The organism is Vibrio sp. nBUS_14, assembly GCF_051201655.1.
Classification (GTDB): Bacteria; Pseudomonadota; Gammaproteobacteria; order Enterobacterales; family Vibrionaceae; genus Vibrio.
The window spans coordinates 2,838,025-2,859,504 of sequence record NZ_CP179206.1 but is presented as its reverse complement, the minus strand read 5'-3'; the positions used below and the strand labels follow the sequence as shown (position 1 = coordinate 2,859,504).

Below are 21,480 nucleotides of genomic sequence, written 5' to 3'. Positions count from 1 at the left end.
TAGTCTTATCTCTTCAACTTAAAAGATTAAAATGTAGAGCGCCCAGATTAGATAGTAGCCAACCCATGGTAAGCCTGAAATCACAAGCGCTTGCCCGCGTTCAAACTCAGTCCATGTCAATACCGCGGCATAGCCCAGCACGATGTACCATGGCAGAAGCAGTGGTAATGAGCTAGCAAACTGTGACCAGTCACTGGTGAGCGGTAACTTGATTAAGCCGTTTAAGCTGTTCAAGTCAGCAGCGTAGTTCATGACATGCCCGTGCTTGAGTATAAGGCTTGCATAGCTCGCCACATCCCCTAAAACCGCTGGGAACATTACAACAGACGAAGCTGCAAACCATCTCCAGTAACTGTGCTGATGTTGGCTTGGTTTGGTTGCTAGGTTAAACCAGAACGCCAACAGAGCGATGGCTAATGTTCGGCCAAAAACATCGCTGATGATTTCACTCGCGAGTAGGGTATTGCTGTCAAGTAACGCCAATTGATCCGGATTAGTTTGAGCAAGTTGCTGTGAGAGCTCTGCGCTCAACCACGCAAAATCTACATTCGAAAAATAGGCACCCCAAAATAAAAATGGACTGAGTATTAATACGACGTAGGGTTGCCATCCCCAAGCACTTCGCTGATAAAGCGCTAAGAAACAAGCTGTTGGTGCTCGGAAGATATCCAACAGCATGACGAGTGGGTTATTTGACGGGTTCATACACTTACCTTAGTTACATCAACATATAGCTTCAGTTTTTGTCCTGGCTGTAGGTATTTTTTGTTCTGCAAAGTGTTCCATTTTACAACATCTGCACTTTTTACTTTGAACTTTGATGCAATACCGCTGACTGTGTCACCCGATCTTACGTTATAAAAGATAGTGCGGATGATGGCACCGTCTGAACCATTCTTCCAAATGACCAGTTCTTGACCAATACGCAGTGTGTCGCGTGGTCCCATACCATTCCATTTAGCCAGTGATTGGTGAGATACCTTATTTGCGCGTGCAATCGTCCACAGGCTGTCACCGCTTCTTACCGTATGGCTTAGCTTATATTGGCCACGACTCTTCGACTGTGTGCTTGCTAGGCGGTTTGAAGCGCTTAGTGCGTAAGTTTTGTCGTCTTTGGTTGAGGTTGGGATAAGTAGGTGCTGACCAATACGGATATTGTTGTTACTCATCCCGTTTGCAGAACGAATCACTTTGCTGGTGGTGTTGTATTTACTCGCCAGTACGCTGATGCTATCGCCAGATTGCACTTTATAACGTACCAATTTCATGCCTTTGCCTTTATTGGCCGCCACTTCTTTGTTGAACGTCTCAACAGAGCTTAGAGGAAGCAATAATTGCTGATGCTTTTCTGGTGCCGTCGCCCACTGGTTATAAGCTGGATTGTAGCCTTGTAGCTCTTTTACCGGAATGCCTGCGTAGTTTGCCGCAATCGCCAGATCAAGTTGTTCGTCTGGGTTAACCAGAGTCAATACCGGCTCGTTAGGGATTGCAGGAATGTCGATACCATACTTCTCTTGGTTGACAATTACGTCAGCAAGTGCAAGTAGCTTGGGCACGTAGCTGCTGGTCTCTTTTGGTAAATCCAAAGAGAAGAAGTCGATTGGTTTACCCAGCTTCTTGTTTTTGCGGATAGCACTGCTTACACGACCACCGCCACTGTTATAGGCAGCAATGGCATGATTCCAATCGCCATCGAAACGTCTGTTAAGGTCTGATAGGAAATCCAATGCAGCGTCGGTAGAAGCGGCGACATCACGACGACCGTCGTACCAGAAGTTCTGTTCTAGTCCGTAATCTTTGCCTGTGCCAGAAATAAATTGCCATAGACCTGCAGCGCTGCCATGAGAGTAGGCGAACGCATCGAAAGAACTTTCTACAATCGGCAACAATGCCAATTCTAGTGGTAAGCCTTTTTCTTCAATCTTAGTTGTGATCAGATAAAGGAAGGGTTCAGCACGTTGTGAGACGGTTTTTAGATGACTAGGGTGCTTTAGATACCAAGTTCGGTAGTAATCTACCTTCTTTTGGTCTGGTACTTCCATTTCAAGTTGCATCGCAATACGTTTCCAAACATCTTGTTGTGTTTGTGGAGTAACGACAGGTGCTTCAACTTTTGGTTCTTCTTTGGTCGCTTCTGATGAAACGTTCGTTTGGTAAACTTCTTTAGTAGGAGATGTGTTGGTTTGCTCGGAAGCTTGGTCTGGATTCTCTGACTGAGTTAATTGGCAACCAGAAAGTAGTAGTACCAAAGCCCAGCTGTACTTAACTCGCATGTTACAGCCTTTTTAATAAACGGCCGATGATAATACTTGCCACCCCCTATGAGTGACAAGTCTGGATTTGTTAAAATTCGTTCTTCCACGTACGTAAAGCGGTGAACACTGACAGAGGATCGGTGTTTTCGGTGCGGTTAGAGACTGATTTGATTACACTTGGCTCGGTGTAACGTAAGAAAGGGTTCACGAACTTCTCTTGTCTCAAATTTGTGGGGATGGTCGACTTATTTTGTGCGCGCAGTCGGTTCACTTGGTCGCGATATTGCTGCAAATGTTGGTTATCAGGCTCAACAGCCAGTGCGAAAGCGATATTGGCGGCTGTGTATTCGTGTGCACAATAGACTTCGGTTTCTTGAGGTAGCGCCGTGATCTTGTTCAGTGCATCAAACATCTGTTGTGGAGTACCTCCCATAATTCGGCCGCAACCTGCTGAAAACAAAACATCACCACAAAATAGCTTGGCATCACCCACATAACCAATATGTCCAGCAGTATGGCCACTAAGTCCAAGCACGAGGAACACTTCACCAAACAGTTCCAACTGTTCACCGTCATCGATTGGGTGAGTCAGGGTTGGAATTGGCTCATTTCTAGGGCCAACGACGTCTACGCTTGGGAACTGTCTGACTAATTCTGGAACGCCGCCAATGTGATCATGGTGGTGGTGTGTAATCAAGATTGCATCTAAAGTTAGCTCATGGTCTGCTAAGTACTCTAATACTGGAGCTGCATCACCAGGGTCGACGACAGCACAACGGCGATCGCTATTTTCAATCAGCCAGATGTAATTGTCGTTAAATGCAGGTATGCTTTTGATATGTAACATTATTGGTTCTCCAGTCACTTTTAGTGAGACAGAATAAGTGAGACAGATTATTGATAAAGCCAGCGCGTAGCAGGAAAAAGTTTGAGTGTCCTTACACTTGGGCACAGTTGCACAATGGGGACTGGTTGAGAGAATCTATTCAAACTCGACTCGATGAGTGGTGCCCAAAGCTATTTGGTTACCATATGCTCAAGCTCGGCGGCCTCAGTAGTGAGATTTCTAGCTGCACATGCAACATTCAACATCAAGTAAACCTAGATATCCAGAACCCATTACATAATGTGATAGCGGATGGCTATAATTTACCCTTTTTAGAGAAGAGCTTTGATGTTGTGGTGCTCAGTCATCAATTAGATTATAGCAACGACCCTCACCGATTATTGAGAGAGGTCGATCGAGTGATGATGGACGATGGTTATATCATCATTACTGGCTTCAATCCGTTCAGTATTACCGGACTTGCGAGTTTATTACCTTGGCGTAAGAACAGCTTGCCTTGGAGTGGACGCATGTATTCGCCAAACCGAATTAAAGACTGGTTAGGTGTATTGAACTATGAAGTGATTCACTGCGATACCTACGCGTTGTTTCCGATGAGTAAATATCAAGCGATGTGGACGTGGTTGGAGAACGCTTTAGGTGGTTGTGCTTCTTTTGCTGGCAGCCAATACTTTATAGTTGCTCGTAAGCGTACTTACCCGCTCAAACCGATCAAGCCTCATTGGCATCTTAAGCGACGCTTTTCTCCGGTTGGAGCAAGCTTTAGAACCAATAGTCGTCGCACGCAGCATTCGAACAAGGCTTCATATCCGTTAAAAACAGAAAAAGCCGACTAGAAGTTGGCTTTTCATCTATTAATTAGATTAAGGAATTATCAATTAGCTTGGTTGGTAGCCCGTATCTTCTTGAGTTGGGTTCTCAGCAGCGGTTCTCGCTAGGTCATCACACATTTCGTTCTCTCTGTGTCCTGTGTGTCCTTTTACCCAACGCCAATCAACGCTATGACGCGCGGTCTCTTTATCTAGCCTTTGCCAAAGATCGGCGTTTTTAACTGGCTTCTTATCGGCTGTTTTCCAGTCACGTTTTTTCCAGTTATGGATCCACTGGGTGATGCCTTGACGTACGTATTGACTATCTGTTGTTAGAATCACAGAGCAGGGTTCTTTGAGTGCTTGAAGCGCAATGACTGCGGCGAGCATTTCCATTCGATTGTTGGTCGTCAGTGTGAAGCCTTCTGCTAGTGTCTTTTCGACTTTTTTATAGCGAAGTACGATACCATAGCCACCAGGACCTGGATTGCCTAAACAAGAACCATCAGTGAAAATTTCAACTTGTTTCGTCATGATTTGATACTATTACCTCAAGCACATTATCGGCATAGTCTGACACAGATATCCTTATGAATACCAGTAGCACTCCAGAACAAAGCGTTGACGCAGCAGCGAACTCCAAATCAGAAAATGGGGCGAACGCAGAAAACAAGCGCATCATTGTACTTGATACCGAAACAACCGGTATGAATACGGAAGGTGGCCCTCACTACATGGGCCATCGGATCGTAGAGATCGGTGCCGTCGAAATCATCAACCGTAGATTGACCGGACGTCATTTCCACGTCTACATTAAGCCCGATCGTGCCATTCAAGAAGAGGCGATTGGCGTTCACGGTATTACTGATGAGTTCTTGGTAGATAAGCCTGAGTATCAAGATATACACAAAGAGTTTCTCGACTTTATCAAAGGTGCTGAGCTGGTGGCTCACAATGCGCCCTTCGATACGGGATTTATGGACTATGAGTTTGAGAAGCTTAACCCTGCGATTGGTAAAACGGATGACTACTGTAAAGTTACCGATACCTTGGCTATGGCGAAAAAGATATTTCCAGGTAAAAGAAACAACCTAGATATCTTATGTGACCGTTATGGTATTGATAACTCACACCGTACTCTCCACGGCGCTTTACTCGATGCGGAAATTCTAGCTGACGTCTACTTATTGATGACAGGTGGACAAACTTCGCTGCAATTTAACGCTGGCCAACAAGATGGCGGTGCAGAAAGTATCCGAAGAGCAGAAAGTAGTAGAAAATCTCTAAAGGTTTTACGAGCTACGGCCGATGAAGTAGAAGCGCATCAAAGTCGTTTAGACCTCGTCGAGAAAGGCGGAAGCTGCCTCTGGCGTCAGTAGGGAGAAAGTATGTTAAGGGTATTGGCTACCGGTTACTTATTGCTGTTAAGCTTTAGCTTGCATGCGGCAACAGAATCCGTAATGAGTTTATTGGACAACCGTTTTCGCGTTGATCCCAGTATTGAACAAGTCACCTTTGTGATTTATCGAGCCGATAACTCTAAACCTGTCGTTTTGGTTCGCCCTGACGGCAAGAAATACTACGCTTGGCGCAATGCCGATAATGTCCGTTGGTACGAAGAGTCGTCAATGGACATCATTTCTATCGACAATCCGATGCCAGGCCCTTGGCAAGCGGTTGGTAAGGTCTCATCTAAGAACAATATCAAGCTATTGTCTCACCTTGTTTTAGATGCCAATGACTTCCCTGACAAACTGTACCAAACCGAACACATTAAATTTACGGCTCGTTTGACCTCTGACGGTAAGCCTCTTGTGCTGCGTGATTTTTTAGATCGCGTAAAGCTTAAGGTTACTTTTACTAAGTTCGTTGAAAATGAAGAGTCTTTAGTGAGAGAGGCACGTCCCGTTCCAGTTGTGATGGGCGAATTTTCCGACGATGGCAGTGGTCGGGATGAACAAGCCGGAGATGGCGTTTTTACTGTTTCGTTGCCGATTGATATTGAGCCGGGTAAATACCGAGCGCGTATTACTTCTGGTAACGGTGTGTTCCTTCGAGCACAAGAACAAGAGGTCTTGGTCTACCCAACACCGCTCACCACGACGTTTATTCAGTCTCGTAAAGAAGGGCTGCCTCATACTATTGTCGTATCAGGAGAGCCGGGCATGATAGCCCCAAGCTCATTAGCCGTTCATGTTGAGCATAAAGCCCCTGATGAGTATGTAACGTATAAGCAAGGCCAAGCTGAAGTCGATGCGATGAAAGTGCCTTTAGAGGTGCCCTACAATGGTGATTTGGGGATTTATAGTTGGTCTGGAATGGTTTACGCCACCGACGCTTCAAGTCAACGTCCGCTGATCTTTCCAATTACAGAGCAATCATACAGCGTTGTTGAAGATATCGATTTAGCGGAGTCAAGACGCCTTCAAGAAGAAGCGCTAGCCGAGCAAAAACGTATTGCGACAGAGTTGATGATTCTTCAGAAACGAGAAGATGATAGACAACGCAGTATGATCATTATTGCCATCGGTAATGTTGTCGCGATTCTATTGGGTTTGTTGATCTGGTTTGTGATTCGTAAAGTGACGGCAAAGAAACAAGCTCAGCCTGAGATGCAGCTAAGAGCGCCTAAATAAAATAGGAGTCGTCGCTGATGAGGTCATTCAGCGTTCGCTTTAGCTTTAGCTCTTCATGTAAGTCGCTTATCGATATAAGCTGCTCATGGATGTAACATTACGACTACTTGATTGTGATATAAAAAACGGGACTCTATGAGTCCCGTTTTACTTTTGGTCTATCTCGTGTAACTGAGTTGCTTAATTACATACCATTACAACTGATGCTGTGGCTAGGCCACGTTATCAATCGATTGACCAGGGTATTGTGACTTTGCAGCGAGTTCCTCTGGTGCGAAGTCGTCAACGTTAATCGTGTACAGTCGATGTTCTTCTGCGCTAACAAGCAACGCGGCTTCTTGTTCATTTAGAATACCTTTCTCAAGTCCTAATTGAGCAACAAGATCGAGCCTTAAGAAAGCGCGCTTTTGATGCGTTTCCTTACACACTTTATCGAATAGAGGCTCGGCTTGTAGAATCACTTCTAGTGCTTTCTCGATCTTACCAACAGGGTTGTATTCCGTTGCTTCTAAGTATTGACCGCGGCCAATGCGTGAACGTGTTTCGCTTGGTGTTTGCAGGATGTGCGCTACTTGGCTGTCAAGTTTGTCATTAGGTGCACGGCGAATGCGGCCAAATGGCATCAGTACAACACGAAGTAGACGTCCAATTACCGGGTTAGGGAAGTTTGCTAGGAACTCATCAATCGCGACTTCAGTTTGGCGTAAGCTATCTTGCATACCCCAATGTACTAGCGGTAGATCCTCAGCGTGGCTGCCTTCACTTTCAAAACGCTTAAGTGTTGCAGATCCTAAGTAAAGTTGACTCAGGATGTCGCCCAGTCTTGCTGATAGACGCTCTCTACGTTTCAAAGAACCACCTAGTACTGCCATTGAAATATCAGACAGTAGCGCTAGGTTAGCGCTGTAGCGGTTCAATTGTTGGTAGTAGCGTTGTGTTTGTTTGTCGGTTTTATTAGCTGGTGTTGGCGTATCAGAACCGCGGCCATCGGTTAAACCAAACCACAAACTGCGAACGAGGTTACTGAGCGTAAAGCTAACGTGCCCAGCTAACGCAGAATCAAACTTATCCAATGCATCACTGCTTTCAGAATAAGCTGCTTCCATTTCGCTTAGAACATAAGGGTGACAACGAATCGCGCCTTGACCGTAGATGATCATTGAACGAGTCAGAATGTTTGCACCTTCAACGGTAATCGCGATTGGCGAACCTTGGTAGCCACGCGCTAAGAAGTTTGATGGACCTAAACAAATGCCTTTACCACCGACGATATCCATCGCATCGATGATGCTGCGTTGACCACGGTGAGTACAGTGGTATTTAACGATAGCAGAGATAACCGAAGGCTTTTCGCCAAGGTCGATACCTGCAACGGTCAAGTTACTCGCAGCGTCCATCACGTAAGCATTACCCGCTAGGCGTGCTAGTGGTTCTTCAACCCCTTCCATACGACCGATTGGTTGTTTGAATTGACGGCGAATACGAGCATAAGCACCAGTTGCCAGTGCTGCAGACTTGATACCTCCTGTTGAGTTTGAAGGCAGCGTGATACCACGACCAACCGACAGACACTCAACCAGCATGCGCCAGCCTTGGCCTGCCATTTTCTGACCACCAATGATGAAATCGATCGGTACGAAGAGGTCGTCGCCCTGAGTTGGACCATTTTGGAATGGAACATTGAGTGGGAAATGGCGATTACCAATCTCAACACCTTTTAAATCAGTTGGGATAAGCGCACAGGTGATACCAAGATCTTTTTGATCACCAAGCAGGCCATCTGGGTCACGCAGTTTAAAGGCCAAGCCTAATACCGTCGCGACAGGAGCTAGGGTGATGTAGCGCTTGTTCCAAGTGAGGCGCATGCCTAATACTTCTTCACCTTCCCATTCACCCTTACATACCACACCGTAATCTGGGATAGAGCCAGCGTCTGAGCCTGCTTCTGGGCTGGTTAGTGCGAAACAAGGGATCTCTTTACCTTCAGCTAAGCGCGGCAGGTAATGGTTTCTTTGATCTTCTGTGCCGTAGTGTTGCAATAGCTCGCCAGGGCCTAGTGAATTAGGTACGCCAACTGTCGATGATAATACGCTCGAAACACCCGTTAGCTTCTGTAGAACCAAAGACTGAGCGTAAGCTGAGAATTCTAAACCGCCGTATTTCTTCTTGATGATCATGGCAAAGAACTTGTGGTCTTTTAGGAATTGCCATACTTCTGGTGGTAAATCCGCTAACTCATGTGTCACCTGGTAATCGTTCACCATTTCACAAACCTGATTTACAGGCCCGTCTAAAAAGGCTTGTTCAGCTTCAGATAATTTAGGGTCTGCAATTTCCTGAAGTTTCTTCCATTCTGGTTTGCCTTTGAACAGCTCAGCTTCCCACCATACAGTACCCGCTTCCAATGCTTCTTTTTCTGTCTGAGACATTTCTGGGAGTACTTTCTTAAACAAAGAAAGCGCTTTTTGACTGATGATAGTTTGACGAATTGCAGGTACAGCAAGCATTGCAACGGCCAAGAGGTAACAAAGCCAGCCAGTGACAGCTACGCCGCCAAACAATGTCAGTACAACCATTGAACCGGTTAATACGATTAAAGCACGTACCAGACTAACTCTATGGTAAAGGCAGACACCAAAGATAGTTGTCATGGCAAGTAGGGAGAGCAATATGTTCATGATCGATTTCCTTTTCAGAGATCACTTATCGTTATGATTTTAGGTAAGAGGTCTAACCAGTTAAGTGTAAACAAAACATTAAATATTTGTAAAACTCTAAATTGGGTAAAAAGTGATATTAATAGGGGTAAAATTCTAATTGTGAGAGGTTGGTGGTGAATAATTGGACGGTTCTGCAGTGAGATATTAATTTTGGTAGCAATCTTTTGGCTTAAGTATCGACACTATTTCATGTTTGTGGGTAAACTCAGTAATAAAGAGGGGAAAACCCTCAGTTCTCATTTCACGTACTTTAAGTTGCGTAAAAAAATATAAGAGATAAGCCTTATGTACCAAGACCTAATCAAAAGTGAATTGAACGAAGCTGCTGACGTTCTTAACAAGTTTTTGAGTGATGACCACAATATCGCTCAGATCGAAGCTGCGGCAAAATTGATTGCTGACTCATTTAAACAAGAAGGTAAAGTGCTTTCTTGTGGTAACGGTGGTTCACACTGTGATGCGATGCACTTTGCGGAAGAGCTAACTGGCCGTTACCGTGAAAATCGCCCAGGCTATGCTGGTATTGCGATTTCAGATCCTAGCCACTTATCTTGTGTAAGTAACGATTTCGGTTACGACCATGTCTTTTCTCGTTATGTAGAAGCCGTGGGGCGTAGAGGCGACGTGTTGTTTGGTTTGTCGACTTCCGGTAACTCTGCCAACATTTTGAAAGCGATTGAAGCCGCTCAAGCTAAAGGCATGAAAACCATCGTGCTAACCGGTAAAGATGGCGGTAAAATGGCAGGTTGTGCTGATATCGAAATCCGAGTTCCGCATTTTGGTTACGCTGACCGCATCCAAGAGATTCACATTAAGATCATTCACATTGTGATTCAGCTTGTCGAAAAAGAAATGGAATAATAGTTTTACAGACATTTGGAGCCCAGCTTAGGCTCCATTGGTTTTAAAAGGGAGTAGATTAAACCATGTGTGAATTGCTCGGTATGAGCGCGAATGTGCCAACTGATATTTGTTTTAGTTTCACCGGCCTGATGCAGCGTGGAGGTAATACCGGTCCACATCGTGATGGTTGGGGTATTACCTTTTATGAAGGGAAGGGCTTTCGAACGTTCAAAGATCCTAACCCTAGCTGTGAATCAAAGATTGCTGATTTAGTTCAAAACTACCCCATTAAAAGCCAAGCTGTTGTCAGTCATATCCGTCAAGCCAATCGTGGTGGCGTTAATCTAGAAAACACTCACCCATTTACTCGTGAGCTTTGGGGACGATACTGGACCTTCGCTCATAATGGCCAGTTAACGGATTACGATGATCTAGTGAGTGGTCGTTTCAGACCTGTCGGTGAGACGGACAGTGAGCTTTCTTTCTGTTGGTTAGTGAAACAATTAGAAGAGCGTTTTCCTGAACCACCACAAGACATGGAAGGTATGTTTCGCTTTGTTGCGGAGTGTTGTGACCAGCTACGTGAGAAAGGTGTCTTTAACATGCTACTCAGTGATGGTGAGTACGTCATGACCTACTGTACGAATCACTTATACTGGATAACAAGACGTGCGCCTTTTGGTAATGCGAGCCTGATTGATGAAGATGTTGAGATAAACTTCCAAGAAGAGACTACGCCAAATGATGTGGTTACGGTCGTCGCAACGCAGCCTCTTACATGCAATGAAGAGTGGTTTCGAATGAAGCCAGGCGAATACGCCCTGTTTCATTTTGGTGAGCTGATTGGCAATAACCATAAGGCGTTGGAAGATGTTGCTTACGCACCTAAAAAAGTTGCAAGCCAAGCGCCAACTGAGCCTTTGAGCTAAGCTAAGTATTCCGAATAGTATTATTTTTAACCTTATAAACGAAAGGCCGCTTACTGAACTAATGAATCAGTAAGCGGCCTTTTTCTGATTTGGTTTAGTTTCTGACGAATTACTCTTCTGCGTAACCGTGTTTGCCTAATGTCTTACCGTCTAAGATAGCTTGTCCGTTTGCCATTGATAAACGATCTTCCGCGAACCACTTGCAGACCATAGGGTAAATGCAGTGTTCTTGGGTGAGTACTCGGCTTGCTAGCATGTCGGCATCATCCTGTTCAAATACAGGCACCTTAGCTTGTAAGATTACAGGGCCACCGTCGAGCTCTTCGGTAACAAAGTGGACGCTGGTGCCATGCTCTTTGTCCTGAGCATCAATAGCACGTTGGTGGGTGTACAGCCCAGGATACTTGGGTAATAGAGAAGGGTGGATATTGATCATTTTACCCGCGTAGTGACGAACAAACTCTGAGCTCAGAATACGCATGTAGCCAGCGAGTACAATCAGGTCGGGTTGGTAAGCATCGATCTGAACCATCAATTCATGATCAAACTCTTCACGCGAGTTAAATTCTTTTGGATTCACCGAGTGGGCGTCAACACCCGCTGATTTAGCTCGCTCTAGACCAAAAGCATCCGCTTTATTTGAGAAAACGGCCTTAACAGAGGCGTCAATCGTGTGGTTATCACAGGCATCCAAAATGGCTTGCAAGTTGCTGCCGCTTCCTGAGACTAAAACGACGATGTTTTTCTTAGAGTGACTGTTATTCATAGAATGGCTGTTCTTCATAGACTGGATAATGCAATTGATTAATTAAAGTATTTACAATTAACCTACATAAATTAAGGTTTTCTGCGGGCTAAATAGCAAAATGAGGACCAATAGGTCCTCATTTATTAACTAAGTAAACGTATCACTTACTTAATTTCAACTTGCTCTTCGCCAGCTTCAGCGTTTGCGATCTCACCGATAACCCAAGCGATTTCGCCTTCAGATTTCAGTAGTTCAACAGCAGCGTCTGCTTGATCTTTAGGTAGAGCAACAATTAGGCCTACGCCACAGTTGAAAGTGCGGTACATTTCAAATGTCTCCACGTTTCCTTTCTCTTGTAGCCAGCTGAAAATAGCAGGCCATTCCCAGCTCTTGTCATCAATCACTGCTTTAGTGCCTTCAGGAAGTACGCGTGGGATGTTTTCCCAGAAACCACCACCTGTGATGTGCGAAATAGCATGAATGTCATGCTCTGCAATCATCTTAAGTGCCGATTTGATGTAAATCTTAGTCGGTTCTAGTAGGTGCTCACCGATAGTGCGACCTTCTAGTTCTTCATTCTTATCAGCACCAGAAACTTCTAGAACTTTACGAATCAAAGAGTAACCGTTTGAGTGTGGACCACTTGAGCCAACCGCGATAAGTGCGTCGCCTGCTGCTACTTTAGTGCCATCAATGATGTCAGCTTTTTCTACAACACCAACACAGAAGCCAGCAACGTCGTAGTCGTCGCCTTCGTACATGCCTGGCATTTCAGCCGTTTCACCACCGATTAGTGCACAACCTGCTTGAACACAACCTTCAGCAATACCTGAAACAACGTCTGCTGCTGTATCTACATCTAGTTTACCTGTTGCGTAGTAGTCTAGGAAGAATAGCGGTTCACCACCTTGAACGATTAGATCGTTCACACACATTGCCACTAGGTCGATACCAATGGTGTCGTGTTTTTTCATATCCAAAGCAAGGCGAAGTTTAGTACCAACACCATCAGTACCTGAAACAAGCACTGGCTCTTTGTATTTCGTTGGAAGTTCACATAGGGCGCCAAAGCCACCAATACCGCCCATGACTTCAGGGCGACGAGTGCGTTTAACGGCACCTTTAATACGGTCTACTAGTGCATTACCTGCGTCGATATCAACACCAGCGTCTTTGTAGCTTAGAGAAGAAGTATTACCACTCACGGGATAGTCCTCGAACTTAAGTTGGATGTGAAAACGGCGCTATTCTAACAGGGCTTGATTACCAAGAGCAAACGTTTGCGCGGTTTTTTTTATTAGAATAAAGATTCTGAAATAACCTTAGATTTCGTGTATAATCTACAGGTTTGTTTAAATATTGCCGGAGTTGGAAATGAAAGTTGTTGAAGTGAAACACCCGCTAGTAAAACATAAAATTGGCCTGATGCGTGAAGGTGAGATTAGCACTAAGCGTTTTCGTGAGCTAGCAACAGAAGTGGGTAGCCTTCTAACATACGAAGCGACATCAGACTTTGAAACTGAGCGTGTAACTATTAATGGTTGGAACGGTCCAGTTGAGGTTGACCAAATTAAAGGTAAAAAAGTAACTGTAGTGCCAATCCTACGTGCTGGTTTAGGCATGATGGACGGCGTTCTTGAGCATATCCCAAGTGCACGTATCAGCGTTGTTGGTATCTACCGTGACGAAGAAACACTTGAGCCAGTACCATACTTCAACAAGCTTGCATCTAACATCGACGAGCGTATTGCTTTAGTGGTAGATCCAATGCTTGCGACAGGTGGTTCTATGATCGCCACGATCGACCTGATGAAAGAGAAAGGTTGTAAGCACTTTAAGATTCTTGTGCTTGTAGCGGCTCCTGAAGGTATCGCAGCTCTAGAAAAAGCGCACCCAGACGTTGAGCTTTACACGGCTGCAATCGATGAGAAGCTAAACGACAAGGGCTACATTGTTCCTGGTCTTGGCGATGCTGGTGATAAGATCTTCGGTACTAAGTAATTCGGTTTTAGCGTAAGTTACTCTAAAACGTTTCTTAACTTGCTGAATTAGAAGTATTAATAAAAAGGGAGAGCATTCGATGCTCTCCCTTTTTGATCTTTCGAGCTTGTGATGCTCTTTATTGAGGACCGCAAGCCTCTATCAGTTTGTCGACCTAGTTAGTCTATTTGCGCTTTATCTACAACGGTGTTGTCGCCTAGCTCTTCTGGAAGGACCAGGTTCAGTAGAATCGCTACGATACCGCATAAGCTTACGCCTTGAAGGCTAAAGTCACCGATGCCAAATGCCATACCACCAATACCGAATACTAAAGTAATACCGACAATAACAAGGTTACGTGATTTGTGTAGGTCAACTTTGTTCTGAATTAGGGTGTTCAGGCCTACTGTTGCGATTGAACCAAACAGTAGAATCATGATGCCGCCCATTACAGGAACTGGAATCGTTTGAAGTAGAGCACCTAACTTACCAACCAATGCTAGGACAATCGCTGTTACTGCTGCCCAAGTCATGATCACTGGGTTAAATGCTTTCGTCAGCATTACCGCACCGGTTACTTCGCTGTAGGTTGTATTTGGTGGCGCGCCCAGCATAGAAGCTGCGATCGTCGCCACACCGTCACCTGTGATCGTGCGGTGTAGACCTGGCTTCTTAAGGTAGTCTTTGCCGGTTACGTTAGAGATAGCAAGCATGTCGCCAACGTGTTCAACGGCCGGTGCAATCGCAACGAACACCATAAAGAAGATAGCGTTGATGTTGAATTCTGGCGCTGTGAAGTTAGGTAGAGCTAACCAAGCAGCTTGAGCAACTGGCGTGAAATCAACGACACCGTAAATCAAGCTTGTGATGTAACCCGCGACAATGCCACCAAAGATTGGTAGTAGCTTAAGGAAGCCTTTCGAGAACACACTGATGACAATCGTCACTAGTAATGAAATAGATGAAATCCACAATGCTGCGTCTGCATCGATAAGCTGAACAGCACCATCGCCTGTTTTACCTAGCGCCATGTTTACCGCAACAGGAGCAAGACCTAAACCGATTACCATGATCACTGGGCCAACCACGACGGGTGGAAGCAGCTTATGGATGAATGCTACGCCTCTCACTTTGATCAACGCCCCCATTAGGACGTACACAAAACCGGCTGCCATTAGGCCGCCCATGGTTGCACCTACACCCCAAGTTTGAATACCAAACATGATAGGGGCGATGAATGCAAAAGAAGATGCTAAGAAGATTGGTACTGTACGGCGTGTAATAAGTTGGAATAAAAGGGTACCGATACCTGCGCCAAAGAGTGCAACGTTGGGATCAAGTCCTGTTAGTAGCGGCACCAGTACAAGCGCACCAAACGCTACAAACAGCATTTGTGCACCTTGCAGAGCATTTTTCATGTTATGTCCTTAAAAATGGTCGTTATATGAAAAGCGAAAAATAAAATTCGCGGGATTCTATCACTTAGCAATCGATTGCCACACCAAATAGATCAAATTTATTTATCTTCGTGATGTTTTATATCCATCGTTGCCCGAAAAACTCAGTTTATAAGTGAGCGATTTATCATGGCCAGGTGATATTTTAAGGTTATTAAACACAGTGGGCGCTATCGACCTTGCCCCTCAATCCATAGTTGCTTATCATCTAGGCACAAGATTTGATTATTAGGATCAGTATGCGCTACATAGCATTGTTGTTGATAGGACTATTAGCCTCTCCGAGTTATGCCTTAACTCAAGTAGATATTTTTAGCGCTGAAGTTGCGATTAACGCTGAAAACAAACAGCCAGAACAAGTGGCTAGAAATACAGGTATGGAGCAGGTATTAATACGTGCGACTGGCCAAACCGATGTCGCTTCGAATGAGACGATTCAAAAGGCGATGCGTAAAAGCTCGCAGTATATGTCTCAAATGAGTTTTGGCGAAAGCAATGACCAATCAACATTGCGTATGCGTTTTAACGGCGCTCAAATCCGTTCTCTATTGACGCAAGCACAGTTGCCGTACTGGCCTGACACGCGTTCAAACATCCTTGTTTGGCTGGTGGAAGAACAGAATTACGACAAGAATATTGTGTGGGAACACTCCAATTCACAATTGGCTGCGGGTTTACAAGCTAACGCAAAAGAGCGCGGCTTACCCCTGACGTTGCCAGTCGGTGACTTTGACGATATTACGGGTATCGCGACCTCTGATCTATGGGGCAGCTTTGTCTCGCCAATCAGCAAAGCGAGTCAGCGTTACCCGGTTGATGCTGTGTTGGTGATTAAGGCTCAATCTTCTGGATTACGCTGGGCTCTGTATGATCAAAAACCAAACCAACTGACGAGCGCACCAAAATCGCCAGTCAGCGGTTCAGTATCGGGTAACAGCGCGACGACTTCCAAGAAGCTTGTCGACCAAATCAGTAACTACTACGCGAGTAAGAGTGCGGTAACGGTTGCGAGTGAATCTTCGGAATCAATTTTAACGCAATTTATTAGCCTGAATAACGCGCAAGACTTCTTCCAACTGGAGAGCGCTCTTAAGCGTTTAAACTCAGTGGGAAGCCTCGATATCCTTAAGATTCAGAACAATGAAGTGACCTTCCGAATTCACTTATTGTCGACTCAACAAGAGTTTGAGCAAGAAGTTGAAAGTATTCGCCAAGTCGCCAAGGTTGAAGAGTCTTACATTGAACCTGAAGTGAGCCCTGAATTTGAAACGCAAGGCAACTCCATGTCTGTAGGCGATGATTCAACAGCTGCCGTTGATACTGAAGCAACAGCAACTGACGCTCAAGTGATCAAAGGTAATGAAGTTGTTGGTGATTATTCGCTAGTTGGTTCAGATGCTAACCTAGAAGTGACGAGTAGCGAGGTGCTGGAAGAAGCTACTCCGCATGCGAAACCAAGTTTGGTGTATGAGTGGAACCGCAGTTAGGCAATTGCTGACATTCATCGTCAATACGAAAATTAAAGTAGACAAAGAGAAATAAAAAGAAAGCCCTGCTAGAGAAATCGCGCAGGGCTTTTTTTTGTTCGCTAGTTGCTTGGGCTAACTAGCTGATCGGATGGGTTGAAGCTAATCTTATTGCTCAAACTTTGCTTTCTCTTTCTTTTCTACTTCAGAAAGGCGCTTAAGCTTAATACCTAACTCTTTAGCTCTAAAACGGGTAAATAAGATATTGCCTGCGAAGCCTAGGCTAGTCAGGATTAGCTCTACAGCCGCTAACAAACGCTCTCCACCGTCTACATACATAATAGTTAACGCGTGTAGGAAGTAGAGCATTAAGACGAAATTCGCCCAAGCGTGCGTATAAGGCTTACCTGCTAGAATGCCCGGTAATGGTAGTAACAGCGGAACAGCCCAAGCAATCGCAAGTGTGACATTGCTTAGATGCGGGTGCGGCGAAAGCGTCATCTGCCAAGCCACTACCCAAAATAAAAGCAGCAAGTTACTTGCTAACGCTAGGTAGCGGAAGAGCTTGGTTTTGGGAGACATAGCCGTTTCTGGCATATACATCATTGAGAGATTCCCTTCTGGTTGATAGCGATGCGCGCTAACCGTTTGCCTAGGTTTTGCGCCAACTCAATTTCTTCTTTGCTTAATGAAGCGCTCTCTCCAGTACTGCTGGCACCGTAAGGTGTGCCACCGGTTTGAGTGGTATGCAATGCAGGCTCTGAGTAGGGGATGCCTACCACTAACATGCCATGGTGAAGAAGAGGTAACATCATGCTTTGTTGTGTCGTCTCTTGACCACCATGCAGTGATGAAGAAGAAGTAAAGACACAAGCTGGCTTATCGATAAGATCGCCATTGATCCACAATGAAGTAGTGCTATCCCAAAAGTGCTTCATCGGCCCTGCCATGTTGCCGAACCAAACCGGACTGCCTAGTGCTAAACCATCGCAAGAACGGAGATCTTGTAAAGTCGCAATAGGATCTGTCGGTTGATAACGCGAATCAGGCTGCTCTTCTACCGTATACACGTCGTTCACCGTTCTCAGCATGGCTTCGCAGTTCGGGATAGATTCAACCCCTCGTGCAATCTGTCTTGCGAGAGCTTGTGTGTTACCGTGACGACTGTAGTAGAGAACAAGAATGTTGATGCTCATAGTCGCTTACAGAATCTCTATTACTTGCTCAGGTGGACGACCAATCTTTGCTTTGTTATTCGCAACAACCACTGGGCGTTCAAACAGTTTTGGATTAGCAGCCATTGCTGAAAATAGGTCTTCATTAGATACAGAAGAATCACCAAGATTCGCTTCTTTGTAGTCTGCCTCTTTGGTGCGCATCATTTCGCGAACGCTGCTAAAACCAAGCTGAGTGAATAGGACTTTTAGCTGATCAACAGTTAAAGGCGTGTCTAGGTACTTAATCACTTCAGGTTGTACACCGTTTTTTTCAAGTAGTTCAAGCGTTTGACGGCTCTTTGAGCAGCGTGGGTTATGATAAATCACGACAGACATGGTTCTTCCTCATTATTATTTTTTATTAAATTTTCAGGAGAGGCCTATTCTTGGTCTCTTCATTATATACGGTGAGCTTTTCGGGTCGCTCACCGCTTAGTGAACGACTTATTGCAGTGCTAAGAAGCGCTCGCGCTGAATCATCAATTGATCAATTCGAGCATCGTAGCGGGCTTGCTTCAAACTGCCGAGTTCTGCGATTTGACTTGCTTGCGTGTAGTACTGAATCGCTTTATTCCAGTTGGCTTGCAATGCCAAAATTTCAGCGCGAGCGGCAAGGTCTTCATCACTGTTCCCAAGGCGAGTGTTCGCTTTTGAAAGCAGATACCAGCCATTGGCGTCATTCGGATTGTCATGTGTATAACGTTGTAATACGCGGACGGCCTCTGCAAAGTCTTTTTTTTCAATCAAGGCGTTTGCGTAGTTGATTGTAAGAACTGGGTTGTTTGGCTGACGGACCAAAGCAGACTTTAATTCCTTAATGGCAAGCTCAGGTTTTTCCTGTTCAATGTGAAGGTCGGAAATCGCATCCAAATAGAATAGGTTAGTCGGATCACTGGTAATCAGCTTGGTCAGTATAGGTTCAGCTTTATCTAATTTTTTAGAGTCGAGGTAAACCAATGCTTGTCCATACTCTAACGAAGGGATGACCTCTGTTGGTGCTTTTTTCAACTGGCGTGAGAACCAGTCCAGTGAAGCCTCACTATTGATACCGGCATAGCGAGCTACGATTCGGGATCTTGCCAAGTGGTAATCTAGGGATGGGGCAAGCTTCAGCGGTGGATAGCTGCGAGCGCGAGCACGAGAGTCCGTAATACGGTCTTCTGGTAATGGGTGAGTCAACAGCATCGGTGGTGGTGTGCTGGCATAACGGTATTCATCAGCCAAACGGCCGAAGAAGCGTGGCATTGCGTTCACGTCAAATCCAGCCTTTGCGAGTGTGTTGATACCGAAGCGATCGGCTTCTTTCTCATTACTACGAGTGTAGTTGATTTGACTCTGCATGTTACCCGCGGTCGTTGCGGTTAAGGCCGCAATACCCGCTTCGGGTGCGGCAATCGCGAGTAATATGGAGCCGGCAAGCGCAGCAATAGTCGCAGGAGAGCGACGCGCTTGATCTTCCATACTACGCGCTAAGTGACGCTGAGTAACGTGTGCGATTTCGTGCGCTAACACAGATGCAAGTTCACTTTCCGACTGTGCATGCAAGAACAGACCTGAGTGCAGCGCAACATAACCGCCAAAGAAAGCGAAAGCGTTGATGTTGCGGTCACGGATCATAAAGAACTGAAAAGGTGTCTTTACGTCATTGGCATTCGCGACAAGGCGATGACCTAGTGTGTCGATATAAAGGTTTAGAACTGGATCGTTGATAACAGGCTGGCTGCTTCTGATGATGCGCATGTAGGCATCACCATAGATGAGTTCTTGATCGATAGTGAGCGTGCCGCCAGCCGCCGTGCCGATGTCCGGTAAATCCAAGCTGTTGGTGTTAGCCAACGTTGGGGTGCTTAATGTGGCTGCGATGCATAAGCAAGCAATTGAACGAGCGCGTTTAAACATATTAGTCAGTATTACTCCGTTTCTTCTGACAGTAAGACAAGGGCAATGCAAATTGGTTCTTTATCTGATTTAACCTTTGTTAAGTGCGTGCGCTATCCTAAAGGAAGATGAATCAATGATGGCACGTTTTCAAAAACAGATTACAATATGCCCCTTATAATAAGCATCGAGCCCAAGAATGACACCTAATATTCTAGATTTACGCCAAGAGCGCTGCCCAATGGCGTTATTATTAGCCAAGCGTCATAGTGTAAAGTTAGAAGTAGGGCAATCTTTGTCAATTTATGTATCAGATAACAGTTCGATGAAAGATATTGTTACTTTTTTGTCTAAGCAAGCTTATGTTGTCATGACAGAGGTTTGCTCTAATTATCACCATCTCCTCGTCACTAAAAAGGAATCGCAGTCAGATGCTTGAAATGGTCAGTCGTTGGTATAAACGACGTTTCTCTGATCCACACGCTGTCAGTTTGGTTGCCATCATTCTATTCGGCTTTATTACTATCTACTTCTTTGGTCACCTGATCGCACCGCTGTTGGTGGCGATTGTGTTGGCTTATTTGCTCGAGTGGCCAGTGACTCAACTTCAGCGACTTGGTATTCCAAGAACGCCCTCGGTGATGTTGGTGATCTTGATGTTCTTTAGCTTAATGCTTTTGGCGATATTCGGATTAGTGCCAACCATTTGGGAGCAAGTGAGTAACCTGATCAATGATATCCCTAGTATGTACGGAAGTTTGCAGAAGTTCATTGCAACGATTCCAGAGCGTTACCCAGAACTGGCCCATTTACAGATCGTTGAGTCTTTGATGTCTAACGCGAAGAACAAAGCGCTAGGTATGGGAGAGAGTGTGGTTAAAGGCTCGCTTGCTTCTTTGGTTAGTTTAGCTACGCTAGGTGTTTATCTCATCTTAGTACCGCTACTTATTTTCTTCTTGCTTAAAGATAAAGAAGAAATGATCACGATGGCAAGTGGCATGCTTCCTCGAAACCGTCGTTTGGCGACTAAAGTATGGGAAGAGATGAATGAACAAATCTCGAATTACATCCGAGGTAAGGTGCTAGAGATTTTAATCGTGGGTAGCGTCAGCTACGTCACCTTTGCGATTTTAGATCTTCGTTACTCTGTGTTGCTCGCGGTTGCTGTCGGTTTCTCGGTATTGATTCCCTATATCGGTGCGGCAGCGGTAACGGTACCTGTAGCGATTGTCGGTTTGTTCCAATGGGGACTAGAGCCTCAATTCTACTGGCTGCTACTTTCGTACGGCATCATCCAAGCGCTAGATGGCAACGTGCTAGTACCTGTTCTGTTCTCTGAGGCGGTGAATTTACATCCTGTAGCGATTATTGTTGCGGTCTTAGTGTTTGGTGGATTGTGGGGGTTCTGGGGCGTGTTTTTCGCGATTCCACTGGCAACCCTAGTGAAGGCTGTTTGGAATGCCTTACCGAGTCATGCATTAGACGATGACCCGGTGCATCATCCGTAACGGAATGAGTGACAAAAAAGGCGACTATCGATGATAGTCGCCTTTTTGTTGGTGCGCCGAGCATGGCGTTGATCTAGGAGGTGAAAGTCCTCTACGGGCTCAGTCGAGCGAGAACCGTTAGCCTATGCAAGGGTGTTCACCGTGAGGTGAAATCTGAAGGAAGCAAATGGCAAAACTTGGTTGTGAC

At 45.3% G+C, this 21,480-nt stretch carries 21 protein-coding genes; 9 read left to right on the top strand and 12 right to left on the bottom strand.

What is annotated here, in order from left to right; translation table 11 throughout:
• Positions 1-18 precede the first annotated feature (18 nt).
• The 3 genes from ACMAZD_RS13435 to gloB form a co-directional block, all read right to left on the bottom strand.
• Positions 19-705, bottom strand: a complete 687-nt coding sequence (locus tag ACMAZD_RS13435; RefSeq protein WP_435247600.1) for a YIP1 family protein — start codon at positions 703-705, stop codon at positions 19-21.
• Entirely contained in the window at positions 702-2,273 is a 1,572-nt protein-coding gene (locus ACMAZD_RS13430; protein ID WP_435247599.1) for a LysM peptidoglycan-binding domain-containing protein, read from the bottom strand. Before ACMAZD_RS13430 ends, ACMAZD_RS13435 begins: the two co-directional genes overlap by 4 nt.
• A gap of 70 nt (positions 2,274-2,343) precedes the next feature.
• Positions 2,344-3,102, bottom strand: a complete 759-nt coding sequence (gene gloB, locus ACMAZD_RS13425) for a hydroxyacylglutathione hydrolase (protein ID WP_435247598.1) — start codon at positions 3,100-3,102, stop codon at positions 2,344-2,346.
• 53 nt (positions 3,103-3,155) lie between these two features.
• Here gloB and ACMAZD_RS13420 point away from each other — a divergent pair, with 53 nt between their 5' ends.
• Positions 3,156-3,938, top strand: coding sequence for a class I SAM-dependent methyltransferase (locus ACMAZD_RS13420; protein ID WP_435249377.1), 783 nt, complete (start codon positions 3,156-3,158; stop codon positions 3,936-3,938).
• Between the two features lie 42 nt (positions 3,939-3,980).
• Here the strand turns inward: ACMAZD_RS13420 and rnhA are convergent, their stop codons facing one another.
• On the bottom strand, positions 3,981-4,445 hold the full coding sequence (gene rnhA / locus ACMAZD_RS13415; protein ID WP_435247597.1) for a ribonuclease HI: 465 nt from the start codon (positions 4,443-4,445) through the stop codon (positions 3,981-3,983).
• 56 nt (positions 4,446-4,501) lie between these two features.
• On the opposite strand from rnhA, the gene dnaQ reads away from it, so the two are divergent.
• Both dnaQ and ACMAZD_RS13405 read left to right on the top strand, forming a co-directional pair.
• A complete protein-coding gene (dnaQ, locus tag ACMAZD_RS13410; RefSeq protein WP_435247596.1) occupies positions 4,502-5,290 on the top strand; it encodes a DNA polymerase III subunit epsilon in 789 nt (262 codons plus the stop codon).
• Between the two features lie 9 nt (positions 5,291-5,299).
• Positions 5,300-6,547: a TIGR03503 family protein gene (locus ACMAZD_RS13405; RefSeq protein ID WP_435247595.1), complete on the top strand. Its 1,248-nt coding sequence runs from the start codon at positions 5,300-5,302 to the stop codon at positions 6,545-6,547.
• Positions 6,548-6,759: 212 nt separating this feature from the next.
• Here ACMAZD_RS13405 and fadE read toward each other — a convergent pair whose 3' ends face one another.
• Positions 6,760-9,225 carry an acyl-CoA dehydrogenase FadE gene (gene fadE, locus ACMAZD_RS13400; RefSeq protein WP_435247594.1) on the bottom strand — a complete coding sequence of 822 codons (2,466 nt, stop codon included), beginning with the start codon at positions 9,223-9,225 and terminating at the stop codon, positions 6,760-6,762.
• Positions 9,226-9,552: 327 nt separating this feature from the next.
• Between fadE and lpcA the strand changes: the two genes are divergently transcribed.
• Both lpcA and ACMAZD_RS13390 read left to right on the top strand, forming a co-directional pair.
• Entirely contained in the window at positions 9,553-10,128 is a 576-nt protein-coding gene (gene lpcA / locus ACMAZD_RS13395) for a D-sedoheptulose 7-phosphate isomerase (RefSeq protein ID WP_435247593.1), read from the top strand.
• Between the two features lie 65 nt (positions 10,129-10,193).
• A complete protein-coding gene (locus tag ACMAZD_RS13390) occupies positions 10,194-11,039 on the top strand; it encodes a class II glutamine amidotransferase (protein WP_435247592.1) in 846 nt (281 codons plus the stop codon).
• Between the two features lie 109 nt (positions 11,040-11,148).
• Here ACMAZD_RS13390 and purN read toward each other — a convergent pair whose 3' ends face one another.
• Both purN and purM read right to left on the bottom strand, forming a co-directional pair.
• Positions 11,149-11,805, bottom strand: coding sequence for a phosphoribosylglycinamide formyltransferase (gene purN, locus ACMAZD_RS13385; protein WP_435247591.1), 657 nt, complete (start codon positions 11,803-11,805; stop codon positions 11,149-11,151).
• A 146-nt stretch (positions 11,806-11,951) separates the two neighbouring features.
• Positions 11,952-12,992 (bottom strand): phosphoribosylformylglycinamidine cyclo-ligase, encoded by a 1,041-nt coding sequence (gene purM, locus ACMAZD_RS13380; protein WP_435247590.1) that lies wholly within the window; start codon positions 12,990-12,992, stop codon positions 11,952-11,954.
• A gap of 169 nt (positions 12,993-13,161) precedes the next feature.
• On the opposite strand from purM, the gene upp reads away from it, so the two are divergent.
• Positions 13,162-13,788 (top strand): uracil phosphoribosyltransferase, encoded by a 627-nt coding sequence (upp, locus tag ACMAZD_RS13375; RefSeq protein WP_017060716.1) that lies wholly within the window; start codon positions 13,162-13,164, stop codon positions 13,786-13,788.
• 158 nt (positions 13,789-13,946) lie between these two features.
• On the opposite strand, the gene ACMAZD_RS13370 is transcribed toward upp, so the two are convergent.
• Entirely contained in the window at positions 13,947-15,185 is a 1,239-nt protein-coding gene (locus ACMAZD_RS13370; protein WP_435247589.1) for a uracil-xanthine permease family protein, read from the bottom strand.
• Positions 15,186-15,463: 278 nt separating this feature from the next.
• On the opposite strand from ACMAZD_RS13370, the gene ACMAZD_RS13365 reads away from it, so the two are divergent.
• A complete protein-coding gene (locus tag ACMAZD_RS13365; protein WP_435247588.1) occupies positions 15,464-16,711 on the top strand; it encodes a DUF2066 domain-containing protein in 1,248 nt (415 codons plus the stop codon).
• A 147-nt stretch (positions 16,712-16,858) separates the two neighbouring features.
• Here the strand turns inward: ACMAZD_RS13365 and ACMAZD_RS13360 are convergent, their stop codons facing one another.
• The 4 genes from ACMAZD_RS13360 to ACMAZD_RS13345 all read right to left on the bottom strand — a co-directional run bounded on the left by ACMAZD_RS13360 (position 16,859) and on the right by ACMAZD_RS13345 (position 19,806).
• Positions 16,859-17,296 carry a DUF2069 domain-containing protein gene (locus ACMAZD_RS13360; protein ID WP_435247587.1) on the bottom strand — a complete coding sequence of 146 codons (438 nt, stop codon included), beginning with the start codon at positions 17,294-17,296 and terminating at the stop codon, positions 16,859-16,861.
• Positions 17,293-17,886: an NAD(P)H:quinone oxidoreductase gene (gene wrbA, locus ACMAZD_RS13355; protein ID WP_435247586.1), complete on the bottom strand. Its 594-nt coding sequence runs from the start codon at positions 17,884-17,886 to the stop codon at positions 17,293-17,295. Before wrbA ends, ACMAZD_RS13360 begins: the two co-directional genes overlap by 4 nt.
• Positions 17,887-17,892: 6 nt before the next feature.
• Positions 17,893-18,243 (bottom strand): arsenate reductase (glutaredoxin), encoded by a 351-nt coding sequence (gene arsC / locus ACMAZD_RS13350; protein WP_435247585.1) that lies wholly within the window; start codon positions 18,241-18,243, stop codon positions 17,893-17,895.
• A 108-nt stretch (positions 18,244-18,351) separates the two neighbouring features.
• The gene (locus tag ACMAZD_RS13345; protein ID WP_435247584.1) at positions 18,352-19,806 is read right to left on the bottom strand and encodes a beta-barrel assembly-enhancing protease; all 1,455 of its coding nucleotides are present in this window, start codon (positions 19,804-19,806) and stop codon (positions 18,352-18,354) included.
• Positions 19,807-19,984: 178 nt separating this feature from the next.
• Between ACMAZD_RS13345 and ACMAZD_RS13340 the strand changes: the two genes are divergently transcribed.
• Entirely contained in the window at positions 19,985-20,224 is a 240-nt protein-coding gene (locus ACMAZD_RS13340) for a sulfurtransferase TusA family protein (protein ID WP_004738640.1), read from the top strand.
• On the top strand, positions 20,217-21,293 hold the full coding sequence (locus tag ACMAZD_RS13335; protein ID WP_435247583.1) for an AI-2E family transporter: 1,077 nt from the start codon (positions 20,217-20,219) through the stop codon (positions 21,291-21,293). The genes ACMAZD_RS13340 and ACMAZD_RS13335 overlap by 8 nt, the downstream gene beginning before the upstream one ends.
• The last annotated feature ends 187 nt before the right edge of the window (positions 21,294-21,480 follow it).